The sequence below is a fragment of the Allomuricauda sp. ARW1Y1 genome (assembly GCF_013407935.1).
In the GTDB taxonomy this organism is placed as follows: Bacteria; Bacteroidota; Bacteroidia; order Flavobacteriales; family Flavobacteriaceae; genus Flagellimonas.
The window spans coordinates 105,530-121,292 of record NZ_JACBZU010000006.1; the positions used below are offsets into that span (position 1 = coordinate 105,530).

A 15,763-nucleotide genomic window follows, 5' to 3' on the forward strand; every position below is an offset into this window, starting at 1 on the left:
ATTTTGGTTTGGACTATTTGGATGAAATATTCTTTTGAAAAAAATTACAATTCTCTCCGTAATCCCTTATTTTTAAGGGTATCTAAAAAAATAAAGATGAAAAGAAAATTCTTGATTACAGCCACAGCATTGCTCCTTGTTCTGAATTCTTGCAAGATGAAAACCGAAAAAAAGGACTCCTCCACCGAAATGGAAGAAACGGTCACTGAAATGACGACCACTACGGACCCTGCCAAAATCACGCCTATTGAACATGCCACTGCTGTAATCGAGTGGGACGGACATACCATATATATAGACCCTGTTGGTGGCGAAGCTGCTTTTGAAGGGCAACCATCACCGAATATGATATTTATTACGGATATACACGGTGACCATTTTAATCCCGAAACCCTAAACGCATTAAATCTGGAAGGGGTGCAAATTATTGCTCCCGAAGCTGTGAAAATGCAAATGGAGGAAAACCTCTCATCCAAAACCACTGTCATCAATAATGGTGAAACCAAGGAAATGGCAGGGTTCACAGTAAAGGCTATTCCCATGTACAACCTTCGTGAAGAAGCCAAAGACTTTCACGTGAAAGGCAGAGGAAATGGCTATGTCTTTACGTTCGGTGATGAACGCATCTATTTTTCGGGCGATACGGAAGATATTCCAGAAATGCGCGCATTGGAAAATATCGACAAAGCCTTTGTCTGCATGAACCTTCCCTACACCATGACCGTGGAAAGCGCTGCGGATGCCGTGTTGGAATTCAAGCCGGACCAAGTGTATCCGTATCACTTTAGGGGAAGACCCGAGGTGAGCGATGTGGAAAAATTTAAAGCGCTGGTAAACCAGGGTGACTCCTCCATTGAGGTGGTGCAATTGGACTGGTACCCGAACGAAGATTACTAGTCAAATGAAATAATGTCCTAACTTCACCGTTAGCATTACGAACTTAACAACCAAATCAAATACACTTTAATATGGTTCCCAAATCCCATGTTCTAGTAGTTTTTGTGCTGATTTTTGCGGCGCAAGCTACCTATGCCCAATGTGATAATTTCTATTCAAAAGTTACCTATGCGCTGAGCCATGGCAAAAAAGCGATGGAAGCCACCAACTTTGAACATCAAATGTATTATGCCGAAAGAGCTTTGACGGCTTTGGAAAAATCAGAAGATTTTATGGCGGAATGCAATTGTGACAAAGCTAAGAACAAAACCTTGGATGCCATGGAAACCTTGGACAAGGCTGTTGAACCGATTGATTGGGAGGCTGGTCGATTCTTTACCAAAAAGGCCGTTGGCGAAATCAATGAATTGATTACCATTATCGACCAATGCACCCTAGGTACGTCCCCTACTGTTGAAGAAACCGTAAGTTTTTCGGAAGAAACCGAAGATGCAGAGCCAACCACCGAAACAGCTTCCGTGGCTGCCATGGAAATGGAAATGATCAAAGTCTTTGAAAAACACGCCGATGACAAGCTCAAATCGGCAGAACAAGCCATTGACCAATTGATAGAGCTTTCCAATTCCATTGGTCCGACTGCTGCTGGGGAAGATCCTAACAGTTTATCGGCGCATCAAAGAGCTTATCTTGAAAAAGCCAAAAGATTATTGGAGGAAGGCATCAAAAATCTCGGTAGAGCAGAATAATTCCTCCATTCCTATTAACGAATCAATTTTTTGTACTTGATACGCTTGGGCATGATATCTGTTCCCAAGCGTTTCTTTTTATTTTCCTCGTAATCCGAGAACGAACCTTCGAAGAAATACACTTGTGAATCTCCTTCAAAGGCAAGAATGTGGGTACAAATTCTATCCAAGAACCATCTGTCGTGGGAAATGATTACCGCGCAGCCCGCAAAGTTTTCCAAACCTTCTTCCAGGGCACGCAAGGTATTCACATCCAAATCGTTGGTTGGCTCATCCAATAGCAACACGTTACCCTCTTCTTTTAAGGTCATCGCCAAATGCAGTCGGTTACGTTCCCCTCCGGAAAGCATATTTACCTTCTTGTTCTGCTCACTTCCAGAAAAGTTAAAACGACTCAAATATGCCCGAGAGTTCACCTGCTTCCCTCCCATCATGATGAGTTCCTGACCATCGCTGAAGTTTTCCCAGATGGTTTTTTCAGGATCTATATTGGAATGTGACTGGTCTACATAGGCCAACTTAGCGGTATCCCCAACAATAAATTCTCCTTTATCCGGGGTTTCTTCGCCCATAATCATTCTAAAAATGGTGGTCTTTCCTGCTCCGTTGGGCCCAATAATACCCACAATACCGGCCTGTGGCAGTTTAAAGTTGAGATTTTCATACAACAATTTATCGCCAAAAGCTTTGCTTACATCCTTGGCCTCGATAACATTCGTACCTAAACGGGGACCATTGGGAATGTAAATCTCCAACTTCTCCTCCATCTGTTTTTGGTCTTGGCTTAGGAGCTTATCATAATTGTTCAAACGGGCCTTTTGTTTGGCCTGTCTTCCCTTGGCCCCTTGGCGCACCCATTCCAGCTCTCGCTCCAATGTTTTTTGACGCTTGCTTGCCTGTTTGCTCTCTTGCTCCAAGCGTTTGGCCTTTTGGTCCAACCAGCTGGAGTAGTTGCCTTTCCATGGGATTCCTTCGCCCCGGTCGAGTTCCAATATCCATCCTGCTACATTATCCAAGAAATAACGGTCGTGGGTCACGGCAATTACGGTTCCTTTATATTGCGCCAAGTGGTGCTCCAACCAATGTACCGATTCGGCATCCAAGTGGTTGGTAGGCTCATCCAATAGCAAAACATCGGGTTCTTTCAACAACAAACGGCATAAGGCTACCCTTCTTCGCTCACCACCAGAGAGTACACTGATTTTTTTATCAGATTCTGGGGTACGAAGCGCATCCATGGCGATCTCCAACTTCGTATCCAACTCCCATGCATTGGAGGCATCAATTTGATCTTGCAGGGCCGCCTGCTTGTCCATCAACTTTTGCATCTTGTCCGGGTCCTCGTATACCTCTGGGAGACCGAACATATCGTTGATTTTGTTGTATTCGTCCAAAATGGCAACGGTTTCGGCAACGCCTTCCTTCACCACCTCGAGTACGGTCTTGTTTTCATCCAATTGTGGTTCCTGTTCCAAGTATCCGACGGAATACCCAGGAGAGAAAACCACATCGCCCTGATAGTTCTTATCTACCCCGGCAATGATTTTCAACAAGGTGGATTTACCCGAACCATTGAGACCCAAAATCCCGATTTTGGCCCCGTAGAAAAAACTTAGGTAAATATTTTTGAGTACGGGGGTATTGGCCGATTTATAGGTCTTGGTTACCCCAGACATGGAAAAAATGACTTTCTTATCGTCTGACATCTACTTTAAATTAAATTGTTTGTGAAAAGAGGCTACACTCGTCCTTTTAAGGCGTTGAACACCCATGCTACGGCAAAAAAACCTATTCCTACGGCAGCGAAACCATATCCTGCCACTTCATCATACTTAAACGCTCCAAGTGCAATCATTCCCAAGCCGACCAAAATCATGATCCAAGTCGCGTAGGCCAGCACTGTATTCTTATTCATTCCCATTGTGTATATTTCTGAAGAGGTTCAAATATCGGAAAAATCGGGATAATGTAAAGTTATTATTAAGGATTATGTTTCAAAAGGAAAGCTTACTCCGCATTTATTCCGTACACTGTCCAGCAACTCTAACAAATCCAAGCTGTTTTGATGTGACCAAAGGTCACTTTCTATGGTATTGTTCCGCAAACATTGGTGCACTTCCAAAATCTCGTAGTAGTACCCGATACCTTTTAAAGGAAGATCAACCTTGGAACTTTCATCATTTTGAATGAAGGTATATCCATCCGCCTCGTGCCATCTGGGATTTAAATGTACTTGTCCTTTTGTACCCGAAATTTCTGCCTCCATTTTGGAATTGCTGGTAAAACCGCTGTAGAGGATGGATTGTGCATTCGGATAATCAAAAATCATACTGGTTTGTAATTCCGTTCCATTTTTGTGGAACTTAGCCTTTGCCATAATTTCAGTGGGCATTCCCAATAAAAGATAGGATAGGAAAATGGGATAAATTCCAATATCCAACAAAGTCCCTGAAGCAAGATTGGGATTGAGCAATCGTGAATCTTCATCCCTATCCAAAGCATAGAAAGCAAAATCGGCATGAATGTACTTGAGGTCTCCCATTTCGCCCGCGTCTACCATTTGTTTCAATTTCTGAATGGATGGATTAAAACGTGACCACATGGCTTCCATCAAAAAAGCCTTATGCTTTTGTGAAGCTTCGACTTGCGCTTCCACCTCTGCCCTATTCACACCGAGCGGTTTTTCACAAAGTACCCCAATACCGTGTTGCAATGCTTTTATAGATAATTCTTTATGGAAATTATGCGGGGTGGCCACGTACACCACATCAACCGTTCCGGATTGGAAAAGTTCGTCATAACTCCCAAAGCTATGCTTGGCGCCATATTCGTTAGCGAATTCTTGAGCCCTTTCCAGAGATCGTGAAGCCACGGCCGTAAGTTCGGCGTTATCGACCAATAAAAGGTCCGAAACAAATTTTCTTGCAATTTTTCCTGGGCCTACAATGCCCCATCGTATTTTGGTATCCATATAGTTCAAAAGTAATGATTATAACTCCTTATCTTTAACCTGCTAAAAGAATTTGACAGAGAATGGATTTAAACTTCAATAAAAACGAAGACCAGAATAAGCTAAAATTGTCCGAGTTGAAACGTAGACTCGCCCAAATAAAACTTGGTGGCGGTAAAAGCCGTATCGAAAAACACCATGCCAAAGGCAAAATGACCGCTAGGGAGCGTATCGAATATCTGTTGGATGATGATGCCGAAGCCATAGAAATCGGAGCATTTGCCGGCGAAGATATGTACGAAGAGCACGGGGGATGCCCATCGGGTGGCGTTGTGGTAAAAGTAGGTCATGTTCAAGGAAAGCAGTGTGTGGTAGTGGCCAATGATGCGACCGTTAAGGCCGGAGCTTGGTTTCCCATTACCGGAAAGAAGAACCTGCGGGCTCAAGAAATTGCCATTGAAAACAAACTGCCCATTATTTATTTGGTGGACAGCGCTGGGGTTTATCTACCCATGCAAGACGAAATATTTCCCGACAAGGAGCATTTTGGACGCATTTTTAGGAACAATGCCGTTATGAGCAGTATGGGCATTACCCAAATTGCTGCGGTCATGGGAAGCTGTGTAGCCGGTGGGGCTTACTTGCCTATTATGAGCGACGAGGCGTTGATTGTGGATAAAACGGGAAGCATATTTTTGGCTGGCAGTTATCTGGTAAAGGCGGCCATTGGCGAGAGTATCGACAATGAAACCTTAGGTGGAGCCACTACGCATTCCGAAATTAGCGGTGTTACGGATTACAAGGCGAAAGATGACAAGGATGCCTTGGATAAAATCAAAAATATTGTGGACAAAATTGGGGATTTTGATAAGGCGGGATTCAACCGTTCCGAAGCCAAGCCTCCTGCTGAAAATCCAAATGATATTTTTGGAATCTTGCCCGCTTCACGAAGCGACCAGTACGATATGTTGGAAATCATTAAACGATTGGTGGACGATTCCGAATTTGAACAGTACAAAGAAGGCTACGGACAGACCATATTGACAGGTTACGCCCGAATCGACGGCTGGGCCGTGGGCATCGTGGCCAATCAGCGTAAAGTGGTGAAGACCAAAAAGGGTGAGATGCAATTTGGTGGGGTGATTTATTCCGATTCTGCCGACAAGGCCACTCGATTTATCGCGAATTGTAACCAAAAGAAAATCCCATTGGTGTTTTTACAGGATGTGACCGGATTTATGGTAGGCAGTAAAAGCGAGCATGGCGGTATCATTAAAGATGGCGCCAAAATGGTGAATGCGGTGAGCAATTCGGTAGTGCCCAAATTCACCATTGTGATTGGAAACAGCTACGGAGCAGGAAATTATGCGATGTGCGGGAAGGCCTATGACCCTAGATTGATTGTAGCTTGGCCCAGTGCCGAACTCGCGGTTATGAGTGGAAACTCTGCCGCTAAAGTATTGCTCCAGATTGAAAAAGCGAGTTTGGAAAAAAGTGGTAAGGCTGTGGACGCCGAAAAGGAAAAGGAACTTTTTGACCAAATCAAACAGCGGTACGACGACCAAATATCGCCGTACTACGCTGCTGCTAGACTTTGGACGGATGCTATTATCGACCCCTTGGATACTCGAAAATGGGTTTCCATGGGCATTGAGGCCGCCAACCATGCGCCTATTGAGAAAGCTTTTAATATGGGAGTGTTACAAGTGTAATCTAATTTGAAACCACACTTGGTGCATTGATCTTAAACAACTCTTGATACACATTCTTTAGGCCCAAACGGAAAACTTTGATGTCCATTTTTTGGTTTGGGGTGCCGTAATCGATGTAAATGGTCGCTTTTAAGTAAGATGGTGTCAAACTCTTGTTTCCTTTATAGTTGATGTTGACTTTCCAAAGTCCGGGGAGGGAACCATCTATGAGGTACTCCTTTATATTGTAGCCCAAATTTTTCTCGTTCATAATCTCGTCGGCATTATCGGCCAAGCTATGCTTCCAAGTGTAATATTGGTTCTCGGGATTGACGAACATCAAATCGAACTCCGCTTCCCCATCACTCCATTCAAAAACCAAACGGGTCCCATTAAAATCTTCTTCGGCAACATACAAGGACTTTTCTCCTCCATCATTTAAAATGGCTTTTCTTTCCAAGGTCAATAGATTGTTGTACTCCCTTTGGAAGATAGTGGCGAAATCATTTTCTCCATCGGGTAAAAACTCTTCATCGACCAAATATTCGTAACGAGCGAAGATGGAAGCGGCTTGTTTTATTTGCCCAGCGGTCCTATAACTCTTGGCCATATCCAGATAGCTTTGGACATAATTCGGCCGTAAAATAAATACCTCCTTGTAAATGTCATTGGCCTTGTCGAAACGCCCTTGCTCTTCATAGAAATACGCCAAGGTTTTTAGCAATACCGGGTTGGTTACCATTCGTTTCCAGTGTTCGTCCAAAATAGCATCTGCCATATCGTAGGCCTTCCATCTTTTTGAAAAGTGTTGGATAGCATCCAAAATAAAGTAGGATGAATTGGAATAGCTGCCTGCATATCGTTCAAAGATTTCTCGGGATTCTACCATGGACTCGCTATTGGCAAATTCTTTTAAATATTCGGGCGCATTTTGTCGGACCTGATTTTCGGTAAGCACTTCACGTTCCAAATAATTGTTGCGCAAACGGGCCTGGTCTACCACCTTTCTTGCGGCTGGGCTTCCTGTTTTGGTGTTGATGACCATCACACCGCCAGCACCAACAAATCCATAGGGGACAGTTAAGGAAAGGCTTTGAATTAAAGCAATACGCTCAGCATTGTTGATATCGAACCAAAGCGGTGTATCCGTAAAAATCAATCCATCAATATCATAAATTACGGGGGCGGAGTTGTTTATTGACCCAAAACCTCTGGCGTAAATATCACCTCCATAAGTACAGTCGCCAGTTACCACGATTCCCGGTATTCTGACTCTGGCGAAATCGAGCAGGCATACGAAAATCGCATTAATATTTTCTTTTGGAACCACATTAACCCTTCCCGCTGCGGTTTCGGTGTCCAAATACCCATAGGCTGTCTTTACAATTCTAGGATTTGTTTTATATTCCTCTGCCAGATCTTGTTGGGACCTTCTTCTACTAGCAGTTACCTCTACCTCGTCCAGATCATTGATATCAGGGAACATTTCCAAATTCAAAATTTGGGTCACATCCTCTACTTTAATTTGAAGAGTTTTAAGACCGGTATAGGAATAGGTGAGAATGTCACCTGTTCTAGCCTCGATACTGTAGTTTCCCAGTTCATTTGAAAAGATGGTCTCGTTGTTTCCTTCAATGGAAATGGCCACATCTTCAATGGGACGGGTTCCATCGGTAATGGTACCTCGAATTGTTTTAAGCTCTGCGGTTTGTGAAAAAGCGCAAGTAGTAATCACCAAAAATAACACCCATAAATTTTTCATAGCAGTCGGATTTTGCTTCTTAAATTATGAAAATAAATGGCTCAATGATACTTTACTTACAAAATTTTAACAACCCAACTAATTGCCTAAATGGGACTTAGGTCGCGGAATCAACAAGAATTCGGTTTGTCTTCCATTAACATATCGAAACCCATCTTCTCCAAAAAAACCTGCTTCTTCCAACATAATACGGATATCCCTGCTCCATTCTGGAATATTCACTGTTGTATTCAGTTCGATGGCGTATGCGGTGTTTGGGTTTAGGGGGTAGTTTTCACCATCATCCTTCAATACGCCGCCTTGTGCGTCCCACATTCCTATGGTGGTTCCGGCAGAATGACCGTAGGACCCCAAGGGATGCGTATAAATGGCAGGTCTGAGTCCTGCATTCTTGGCATCCTGCAAGGCTTTGGCCAAAATATCGTTGCCCACGCGCCCTTTCACCATATTTTGGGTCAAAAAATCCTGCACTCGGTTGCCATCATACAGGGCGTTCACTAAAAATGCTGGTGCCTCGGTTTCTTCTGGTTTCAACACATAAGCCAATTCTTGGCAATCGGTATTGAGGCGCAAATAGGTGATGCCAAAATCGCAATGTAGCAAATCACCTCGCTGAATGACTTCATCGTCGGGCCTACCAGAAAATGAATACAGATGTCCCACCAGTTCTTCGCTGGTACGTTGCACATCTACCGTAGGGTGAAACCAAGTTTCCAAGCCCAAATCGGTCACTTTTTGACGCATCCACCATTCCACCTCGGTAGTCGTGGTGACGCCAGGGGTGATGACCTTTTCGGAAAAAGCCTCTGCAATAATATCGTGGGTGATATCTACCAATTGATTAAAAATGGCCATTTCCCGTGGGGTACGGGTTTCTATCCAACGTACGGCCAATTGTTCTGCCGACACTACTTTTGAGTGGTGTTTTTTAGGCAAATTGGCCATGAATTCATCGTAATCGGTCTTATCCAAACCGTCAGCAATGTTGTGGTCTTTTGAAAAATTCAGTCCGATTTTATCGGGATTCCGTTCGGTAATCAATTGCATCAATCGCTTCCACTGGTCCGGTTCCTTTTCCTTGTCCCAGGCAGATTTAATGCTCTTCCCTATATCATAGCGGGCCACAGCCAGCTTTTCGATGGTATTCTTTTCCTTGTCCCTGTAAAATAGAATTATGGTCCTGCGCCTCGCATTCAGCCATGTGGCCGGCAACATGGTCTTCAGTACCGGGTCCTCATTGTATTCCCTTGAAATCAACACCCACATGTCCATTCCTGCCTGGTCCATCAACTGAGGCAATAAATTATTGAAACGTTCTTCCAAGATTTCATCGATAACCCTTGCCCTTTCCACTTCGGGAAGGATTTGTTGGGAAATGGCCATAAATGGCAACAGCAGTAGTACTAAAATGGTTTTTCGCATGGTTGATTTTTTGAAGTTTTGAATGTACGAAACTTAGCTAAGTTGTTCCAATATTTTTTTTCGGTCGATTTTTTGGGTCTTGGTTTCAGGGAACCGTTGTAGACCATAAATCTGTTTGGGAATTTCATATTTGGAGAGTCCTGGCAATCGTTTCATTTGCTGAAAGAGGTTTTCTTTGTCCACCGAATCAGCCTCTATGATCAGTACGAGCTTTTGGCCAAGCGCTTCATCAGCCTGTCCAGCCACAAAGAATCGGGAGGCTATCAAGGACGATAGCTTTTCCTCTATTTGTTCGGGAATCAATTTGATTCCTCCGGAATTGACAACAGAATCATACCTGCCCACCCATTTGAATCGATGTGCATCCAATATGTCCACCAAATCGTTGGTGACCACTTTTTTATCCGAAATTTTTGGTGCTTGAATCACCAAGCATTCTCTCTCGTCTTTGGTTACGGAAACATGGGGAAGGGTTTCAAAATAATCCATCGGTTTACCATTGATGCGTTTTACGGCAATATGGGTAATGGTCTCCGTCATCCCATAGGTTTCATAGGCGTCCACAGGTATCTCTTGAAGTTTTTCCCTCAAATTTGAATCGACCGCCGCTCCCCCTATAATGAGTTTTTTTACCTTGTTTAATTGATTCAATGAATTTTGCACCTGAAGCGGCACCATCGCCACAAAATCGTAGTCCTGTTCTTGTGTGGACAAGGGGTTAGATGAGGGTTCCACATAATCCAAGGTGAGTCCGAGCACCATGGCACGGACCAACATCATTTTTCCAGCGATTCCAGTGCAAGGTAAGCAGAGTAAAGCGCTGTGCTTAGAACGCAATCCAAAATAGTGTCCCGTAGCCTGTGCGGAATTGACCATGTGCTCCTTTTTGAGCCGAATGATTTTTGGGGCTCCTGTGGAACCCGACGTCCGAACGTTCAAAACAGATTCATCCGAAGTCCAGTCCTTTAAAAAAGCGCCTATGGTTTGCTCGTAATGGGAAGTAGACATGGTAAGCTCGTTGGCTAACTTCCGCACCCCATCTCGACTGTATGCGGTACCGTTCAGCTTAAAATCAGGATGGATGTTATGCCAAGTCGGATTCCCCATCGGTCAACGCCATAAATTCTTCCTTGTACAATACGCGCCCAAATAATCTATCCTTCCAGTTTTTCCAGCCGTATTTTTTGGAGAAGTACAACAATAATAATGGATATACCACAAATACAGGAATCAAGACATCCCAGCCCAAAGCAGGCTCGGATACATCCTTAAAAATGGAATTGGTCTGGAAGGCGGTCCAATCTGCCGTCACCAATAATGCCGTTATCAAATTATTGGCTGCGTGAAAACCGAGTGCCAGTTCCAACCCTTCGTCCATCAAGGTCAAAATACCCAAAAAGAATCCTGTACCGATATAGTAGACCATTATACCCAAACCTAGCTTTTCAACCTCTGGATTGGCGATGTGCATTAAACCAAAAAGACTGGATGTTATGAATAAGGGCAACCATCTGTTTTTGGCCATCAACCCTATGCCCTGCATCATGTGGCCCCGAAACAGATATTCTTCAAAACTGGTCTGTAACGGAATCAGTAATATGGCAATTATGGCCAATGGAATGAATTTGACTAGATTAAAGTTTAACTCATATTTCTCAGGAGAAAAAAAGATGTCTACTCCAGTCAAAATAATGGTGACTCCTGCCCAAAGTCCAAAAGCGAACAAAATTCGTTTCCAATCAATTTTCTTACGGGATGTTGTCAACGAAGTAATGGATTGTTGATGCACTAAAAGTGTCCACCCAAGTACCACAAAAAAACCGACCACCAAAGGTGCCAACAATAAGATCAGAACTAGATTGCTCCCAAATTGGTCGATTATTTGTTGCATCGCGTCCTCAACACTTATTGGAGAATTTATAGTGGTGATATAGTTGAGCACCATAAATCCAATAAAACCAACAGGAAGCACCAAGTACTTCCACATACCGATATTTCCCTTATACCCTTGCTCTATATACATATTTGTTCTATTACATCCATATCCCAGGCATTATCCTGTCTATAAAAAAGTTGCCCTCCGGAAACCTCCAAAGGGCTATTGATATTATTGGTAAACAAACTGCCCGTTCCCAAACCTTGTGGCATAGTCGTTTTCAAGGTGTGGGTAAACTGTGCAATGGCATTTAGGCCAATATTGCTTTCCAACGCGCTGGTAATCCACCAGCCTATGTGTTGTTTGCCGGCCAATTCTATCCATTCCCTGCAACCCTTTATTCCGCCCACCAGACTTGGCTTGAGTATGATGTACTGTGGTTGTATAGTTTGTAGCATTTTCTGCTTTTCCGTTACATCAAAAACACCAATAAGCTCCTCATCCAAAGCGATGGGCAAGGGGGTTTTTTCGCAAAGCAGGGCCATGTTTTCCCATTGTCCCGCTTTTATGGGCTGTTCAATGGAATGTAGCTGAAATGCGGCTAATTGTTCCAATTTTCCCATGGCTTCGTTGGGAGAAAAGGCTCCGTTCGCATCAACACGTAACTCTATTTCATTGGGGGAAAAATTATCCCGGATTGACTTGAGGATAGCCAATTCCTTGTCAAAATCAATGGCTCCAATCTTCATTTTGATGCAGCCGAAACCGTCTTTCAACTTTTGCTCCAATTGGTTCAGCATATATCCCTCATCCCCCATCCAGATCAGTCCGTTAATAGGTATGGGCGCTTCTTTTTTGGTAAAGTCCGAAGGAAACAACTCAAAGGGATTTCGGGAAGCCAATGACAAAAAGGCCTGCTCCAATCCAAACTGAATCGAGGGAAACGCTTCTAATTCTGCCAATAGCTTATCCTTTCCCAGTTGTATGTTTTCACAGGTCCATGCTAATTTTTCTTCGTAATCAGGTCGATCGTCCGCGCTCAGCCCTCGGAGAATACCGCACTCCCCTATTCCAAAAGAACCATTGTTTTTTAAGATCAGGAACCACGTCTCTTTTTGGGTCATCACACCACGTGAAGTGCCACTGGGGACTTTAAAATTGAGGGTATACTTTTTATAATTTGCTTTCATGAAGTAGCCCAAATTTAAGTATATTTTGTTTCTAAAACAGAAGGTATGGGAAGTATCCATGGAAAAACGATTTGGATAACCGGGGCTTCGTCCGGCATTGGGAAAAGTTTGGCTTTGGCCCTTAGTAAATATGATTGCAATTTGATTCTTTCATCCCGTAGGGAAGACGAATTGCTCGAGGTGAAAGACCTCTGTGATACTTCAAGTACTATTTCCGTTCTTCCATTGGATCTAAAGGACCACAAAGGAATGCAGGGCATTGCCAACAAGGCTGTTGGTTTGTTCGGAAAGGTGGATATTTTGGTAAACAACGCTGGAATAAGTCAGCGGTCGCTGATCAAGGACACAACACTCGAAGTGTACCAACAATTGATTGACATTAATTATATGGGGACGGTAGCGCTTTCCAAAGCCATTCTGCCCCACTTTATGGCCAATCAAAGTGGACATTTTGTAACCGTTACCAGTTTGATGGGTAAGTTTGGTTCCCCTTATCGTTCCGGATACTGCGGGGCCAAGCATGCCTTGCACGGTTTTTTTGATGTGATGCGGATGGAACACGAAAAAGATGGAATCCACGTGACCATGGTCTGTCCTGGATTTGTACAGACCAATGTGGCCAAAAATGCCTTGACCGCCGATGGCTCTCCGCAAAAAGAAGATGATATAGCCACGCAAAATGGCATATCCCCTGAGCTTGCAGCACAAAAAATAATTGCTGCCATCCAACGCAAAAAGTTCGAAGTCTATATTGGTGGCAAGGAAGTAAAGGGCATCTACCTCAAGCGATTTTTCCCAAAACTATTGCACAAAGTGGTACTGAAGAGTCAGGTGCGCTAGGGCTTAACTAAAGTTGAACCAGAAACGAACACCTTCTACCTGCCTATCGATATTCAATTTGGACTGCAATTGGTTCACCAATCTATTGATCAAGCGAATACCCATGGAGGAATGCGCCCGTTCATCGGAATCCTCTGGCAGGCCTACACCGTTGTCGGTGTATTCAAAGTAGCCCTGATCTCCATTTTTACGCAAATGAATGTAGATTTTACCGTTCTCATCATTCTCTGGAAAAGCATATTTGAATGAATTGGACACCAATTCGTTTAAAATCAATCCAAAAGGAATGGCACGGTCAATATCCAGTTCGGTGCCCTCGGCATCAATGGTGATGCTAATGTTGTGCCCTCCTTTTTTGTAAACGGATTGAACGCTATTGATCAAACTTTCAATGTATCCCTGCATTTCTATTACCGAGAGGTCATCGTTCTGATACAGTTTTTGATGGATCAACGCCATGGCCTTCACCCTACTCTTTCCTTCTTCCAAGGCTTCAATGGCCGCCTTGCTTCTGGTGTTTTTGGTTTGAAGGCTCAAAAGGCTGCTCACCATCTGCAGGTTGTTTTTTACACGGTGATGGATCTCTTTTAACAGGGAGTCCTTCTCCACCAACGAATTCTCGATAATGTGCTTTTGTTCAGCGATCAATCGTTGGTTTTTGATACTCTTCAGATAGGCATACACCAGACCTGCAAACCCTAAAAGGGTGAAAATCAAAGAAATGAACACCAGATTAATTCGCTCATCCTTGGCCTTCATTTCACTTCGGGCCAGTTCGTTGATGCGCTTTTGTTCATCGATCAACCGTTGGGAATTCTCCAAATCCTCATTGGCCACGATGGTGACCAGTTGTTGTTTAATCAAGGCCGACTGCTTTTTGGCCAAGGAGTCCTTAATGCGCTCGTTACGTTTGTAGTAGATTGATGCGTTTTTGTAGTTTTCTACCTTATCATAGAACGCGGCCAATAAACTGTTCCTTTTAATGGTCTGCAAAACGGTAATGTTATCAAACTCCGTATCCAAATGCTTTTTGGCCTCCCTAAAACGCTCCAACTGAAGGTTGGCCTCCGCCAAGAATAGGGTGTTTTCAACCACTTCGCTATGGTCGTTGTTGTTGGGTGATTTTTTTAAAGTTTCGATGCTGGTCTCCAACAGGGGGATGGCTTCTTCGAACTCACCGAGCATCACATGGCACTTGGCAATATTCCCCTCGATTTCGGCCTGTAGCAACTGACTCTCAAAAATATCTGACTCACTTTTTTGGGTCGAAATATCGTTCATGTATACTCCCAAGTACGAATTTGCTTTTTTCAGTTCGCTCAACGCTGTGGGTGCAGAATCGTCCAAGCGCAGGTAATTGCCCACTTTGCTATGGTATTTGGCCAATCCGTACGAATCGTTGTCCGCAATGGTAGGCTTTACCTCCATAATGTATTGGTTCCTCGCCTTTCGGTACAGGCCAAGGTTGCTATAAATGTCGTAAAAGGCTACATTGTTGGTAATGCCCAGCTCCCGCTTTTGCTTTCGGATTTCAATCTGCTTGTCGAACAATTGCAGATTGGCGTAATTGTCGTCCAGCACATCCAAAACCACTTTTTGGGAAGCATCGTCCAAAGAATCCTTGATGTCATAAAGTTCCTTGGCCAGGACGGTACTCTTGTCGTATTCCCCAAGATCGTTATAGACTTGGGCTTGCATCACTTTGTATAAACGGATAGCGGTTGTGTCCTCCGTTTTTTCTGCGTTGGTCAAGTATATTTTGATGGTATCCAACCAGTCGTAAGCGGAATTGACGTTGTATCGGTCCAACGAATTGAAAAAGACCTCGAACCGTTCTGAAGCTAGGCCGGTATCCTGGAATTCTTCAAGTACACTATCCTCGTTTTCCGCATTGGTTTGTGCGAAAGAAGTGAAAAGAAAAGCAAAGTATACTGAGGTAAATAAAAATCTTACGTAACGTCCCATTAATTAATTTGATACAGTGGCCCGGAACAGTACCGAAGACCCTATATTATTATCGTGCCCTTTTTTCCTTTATTGCCCCGATAACCAAATCAACTGTAAAAATGGAATGTTATACCGATTTGCAAGCTATGGGGTATATAAAGAACGCTAGTTTGGTCGTAAAATTAAATGTCAGTGGAAAGAGATGACCATTTATGTTGTGAAAGTGTCCATTTCTGTTGTGAAAAGTTATCAACTGTATGTCAAATGGCATTTTGTCGATGTTTTGTGCTTTTCATGGAGAAAACACAGTATTACGAATCCCCTGAAATTGAAAAAGGCCCTGCTTTTTACAACAAGACCCTTTTACGAGAACACTATATGAAAATGAAAAAATTACTTTCTGATTTAATAACACTGCTAAAGTAGGCGCGAGATTCCATGT

The 15,763-nt window shown here is 43.5% G+C and carries 13 protein-coding genes; 4 read left to right on the forward strand and 9 right to left on the reverse strand.

Annotated features, from left to right (window positions below; translation table 11 throughout):
- Positions 1–96 precede the first annotated feature (96 nt).
- Together GGE08_RS14475 and GGE08_RS14480 are read left to right on the forward strand one after the other, a co-directional pair.
- Positions 97–897: an MBL fold metallo-hydrolase gene (locus tag GGE08_RS14475; protein ID WP_179385603.1), complete on the forward strand. Its 801-nt coding sequence runs from the start codon at positions 97–99 to the stop codon at positions 895–897.
- A 71-nt stretch (positions 898–968) separates the two neighbouring features.
- The gene (locus GGE08_RS14480; protein ID WP_179385604.1) at positions 969–1,643 is read left to right on the forward strand and encodes a hypothetical protein; all 675 of its coding nucleotides are present in this window, start codon (positions 969–971) and stop codon (positions 1,641–1,643) included.
- A gap of 14 nt (positions 1,644–1,657) precedes the next feature.
- On the opposite strand, the gene ettA is transcribed toward GGE08_RS14480, so the two are convergent.
- The 3 genes from ettA to GGE08_RS14495 all read right to left on the reverse strand — a co-directional run bounded on the left by ettA (position 1,658) and on the right by GGE08_RS14495 (position 4,614).
- Positions 1,658–3,349, reverse strand: coding sequence for an energy-dependent translational throttle protein EttA (gene ettA / locus GGE08_RS14485; RefSeq protein WP_179385605.1), 1,692 nt, complete (start codon positions 3,347–3,349; stop codon positions 1,658–1,660).
- 32 nt (positions 3,350–3,381) lie between these two features.
- Complete coding sequence (locus GGE08_RS14490; RefSeq protein ID WP_090297015.1) at positions 3,382–3,564, reverse strand: CAL67264 family membrane protein; 183 nt, start codon at positions 3,562–3,564, stop codon at positions 3,382–3,384.
- 66 nt (positions 3,565–3,630) lie between these two features.
- A complete protein-coding gene (locus tag GGE08_RS14495) occupies positions 3,631–4,614 on the reverse strand; it encodes a Gfo/Idh/MocA family protein (RefSeq protein ID WP_179385606.1) in 984 nt (327 codons plus the stop codon).
- A gap of 62 nt (positions 4,615–4,676) precedes the next feature.
- On the opposite strand from GGE08_RS14495, the gene GGE08_RS14500 reads away from it, so the two are divergent.
- Positions 4,677–6,305 (forward strand): acyl-CoA carboxylase subunit beta, encoded by a 1,629-nt coding sequence (locus GGE08_RS14500; RefSeq protein WP_179385607.1) that lies wholly within the window; start codon positions 4,677–4,679, stop codon positions 6,303–6,305.
- Between the two features lies 1 nt (position 6,306).
- On the opposite strand, the gene GGE08_RS14505 is transcribed toward GGE08_RS14500, so the two are convergent.
- From GGE08_RS14505 to GGE08_RS14525, 5 genes are all read right to left on the reverse strand, one after another.
- Complete coding sequence (locus GGE08_RS14505; protein ID WP_179385608.1) at positions 6,307–8,046, reverse strand: carboxypeptidase-like regulatory domain-containing protein; 1,740 nt, start codon at positions 8,044–8,046, stop codon at positions 6,307–6,309.
- A 78-nt stretch (positions 8,047–8,124) separates the two neighbouring features.
- A complete protein-coding gene (locus GGE08_RS14510) occupies positions 8,125–9,468 on the reverse strand; it encodes a M24 family metallopeptidase (protein ID WP_179385609.1) in 1,344 nt (447 codons plus the stop codon).
- Positions 9,469–9,501: 33 nt separating this feature from the next.
- A complete protein-coding gene (locus tag GGE08_RS14515; protein ID WP_179385610.1) occupies positions 9,502–10,575 on the reverse strand; it encodes an AMP-binding protein in 1,074 nt (357 codons plus the stop codon).
- A complete protein-coding gene (locus GGE08_RS14520) occupies positions 10,553–11,491 on the reverse strand; it encodes a CPBP family intramembrane glutamic endopeptidase (protein ID WP_179385611.1) in 939 nt (312 codons plus the stop codon). Before GGE08_RS14520 ends, GGE08_RS14515 begins: the two co-directional genes overlap by 23 nt.
- Positions 11,482–12,534 (reverse strand): o-succinylbenzoate synthase, encoded by a 1,053-nt coding sequence (locus tag GGE08_RS14525; protein ID WP_179385612.1) that lies wholly within the window; start codon positions 12,532–12,534, stop codon positions 11,482–11,484. The genes GGE08_RS14520 and GGE08_RS14525 overlap by 10 nt, the downstream gene beginning before the upstream one ends.
- A gap of 45 nt (positions 12,535–12,579) precedes the next feature.
- On the opposite strand from GGE08_RS14525, the gene GGE08_RS14530 reads away from it, so the two are divergent.
- Positions 12,580–13,374 (forward strand): SDR family oxidoreductase, encoded by a 795-nt coding sequence (locus GGE08_RS14530; protein WP_179385613.1) that lies wholly within the window; start codon positions 12,580–12,582, stop codon positions 13,372–13,374.
- A gap of 3 nt (positions 13,375–13,377) precedes the next feature.
- Here the strand turns inward: GGE08_RS14530 and GGE08_RS14535 are convergent, their stop codons facing one another.
- Positions 13,378–15,339, reverse strand: coding sequence for a sensor histidine kinase (locus GGE08_RS14535; protein WP_179385614.1), 1,962 nt, complete (start codon positions 15,337–15,339; stop codon positions 13,378–13,380).
- Positions 15,340–15,763: the final 424 nt, after the last annotated feature.

Bases quoted from the DNA above. Each gene is read 5' to 3' on its own strand.
- ettA (WP_179385605.1), bottom strand. From the start codon at position 3,349: ATGTCAGACGATAAGAAAGTCATTTTTTCCATGTCTGGGGTAACCAAG.
- GGE08_RS14520 (WP_179385611.1), bottom strand. From the start codon at position 11,491: ATGTATATAGAGCAAGGGTATAAGGGAAATATCGGTATGTGGAAGTAC.
- GGE08_RS14515 (WP_179385610.1), bottom strand. From the start codon at position 10,575: ATGGGGAATCCGACTTGGCATAACATCCATCCTGATTTTAAGCTGAAC.
- GGE08_RS14475 (WP_179385603.1), top strand. From the start codon at position 97: ATGAAAAGAAAATTCTTGATTACAGCCACAGCATTGCTCCTTGTTCTG.
- GGE08_RS14510 (WP_179385609.1), bottom strand. From the start codon at position 9,468: ATGCGAAAAACCATTTTAGTACTACTGCTGTTGCCATTTATGGCCATT.
- GGE08_RS14495 (WP_179385606.1), bottom strand. From the start codon at position 4,614: ATGGATACCAAAATACGATGGGGCATTGTAGGCCCAGGAAAAATTGCA.
- GGE08_RS14530 (WP_179385613.1), top strand. From the start codon at position 12,580: ATGGGAAGTATCCATGGAAAAACGATTTGGATAACCGGGGCTTCGTCC.
- GGE08_RS14525 (WP_179385612.1), bottom strand. From the start codon at position 12,534: ATGAAAGCAAATTATAAAAAGTATACCCTCAATTTTAAAGTCCCCAGT.
- GGE08_RS14480 (WP_179385604.1), top strand. From the start codon at position 969: ATGGTTCCCAAATCCCATGTTCTAGTAGTTTTTGTGCTGATTTTTGCG.
- GGE08_RS14500 (WP_179385607.1), top strand. From the start codon at position 4,677: ATGGATTTAAACTTCAATAAAAACGAAGACCAGAATAAGCTAAAATTG.
- GGE08_RS14505 (WP_179385608.1), bottom strand. From the start codon at position 8,046: ATGAAAAATTTATGGGTGTTATTTTTGGTGATTACTACTTGCGCTTTT.
- GGE08_RS14490 (WP_090297015.1), bottom strand. From the start codon at position 3,564: ATGGGAATGAATAAGAATACAGTGCTGGCCTACGCGACTTGGATCATG.
- GGE08_RS14535 (WP_179385614.1), bottom strand. From the start codon at position 15,339: ATGGGACGTTACGTAAGATTTTTATTTACCTCAGTATACTTTGCTTTT.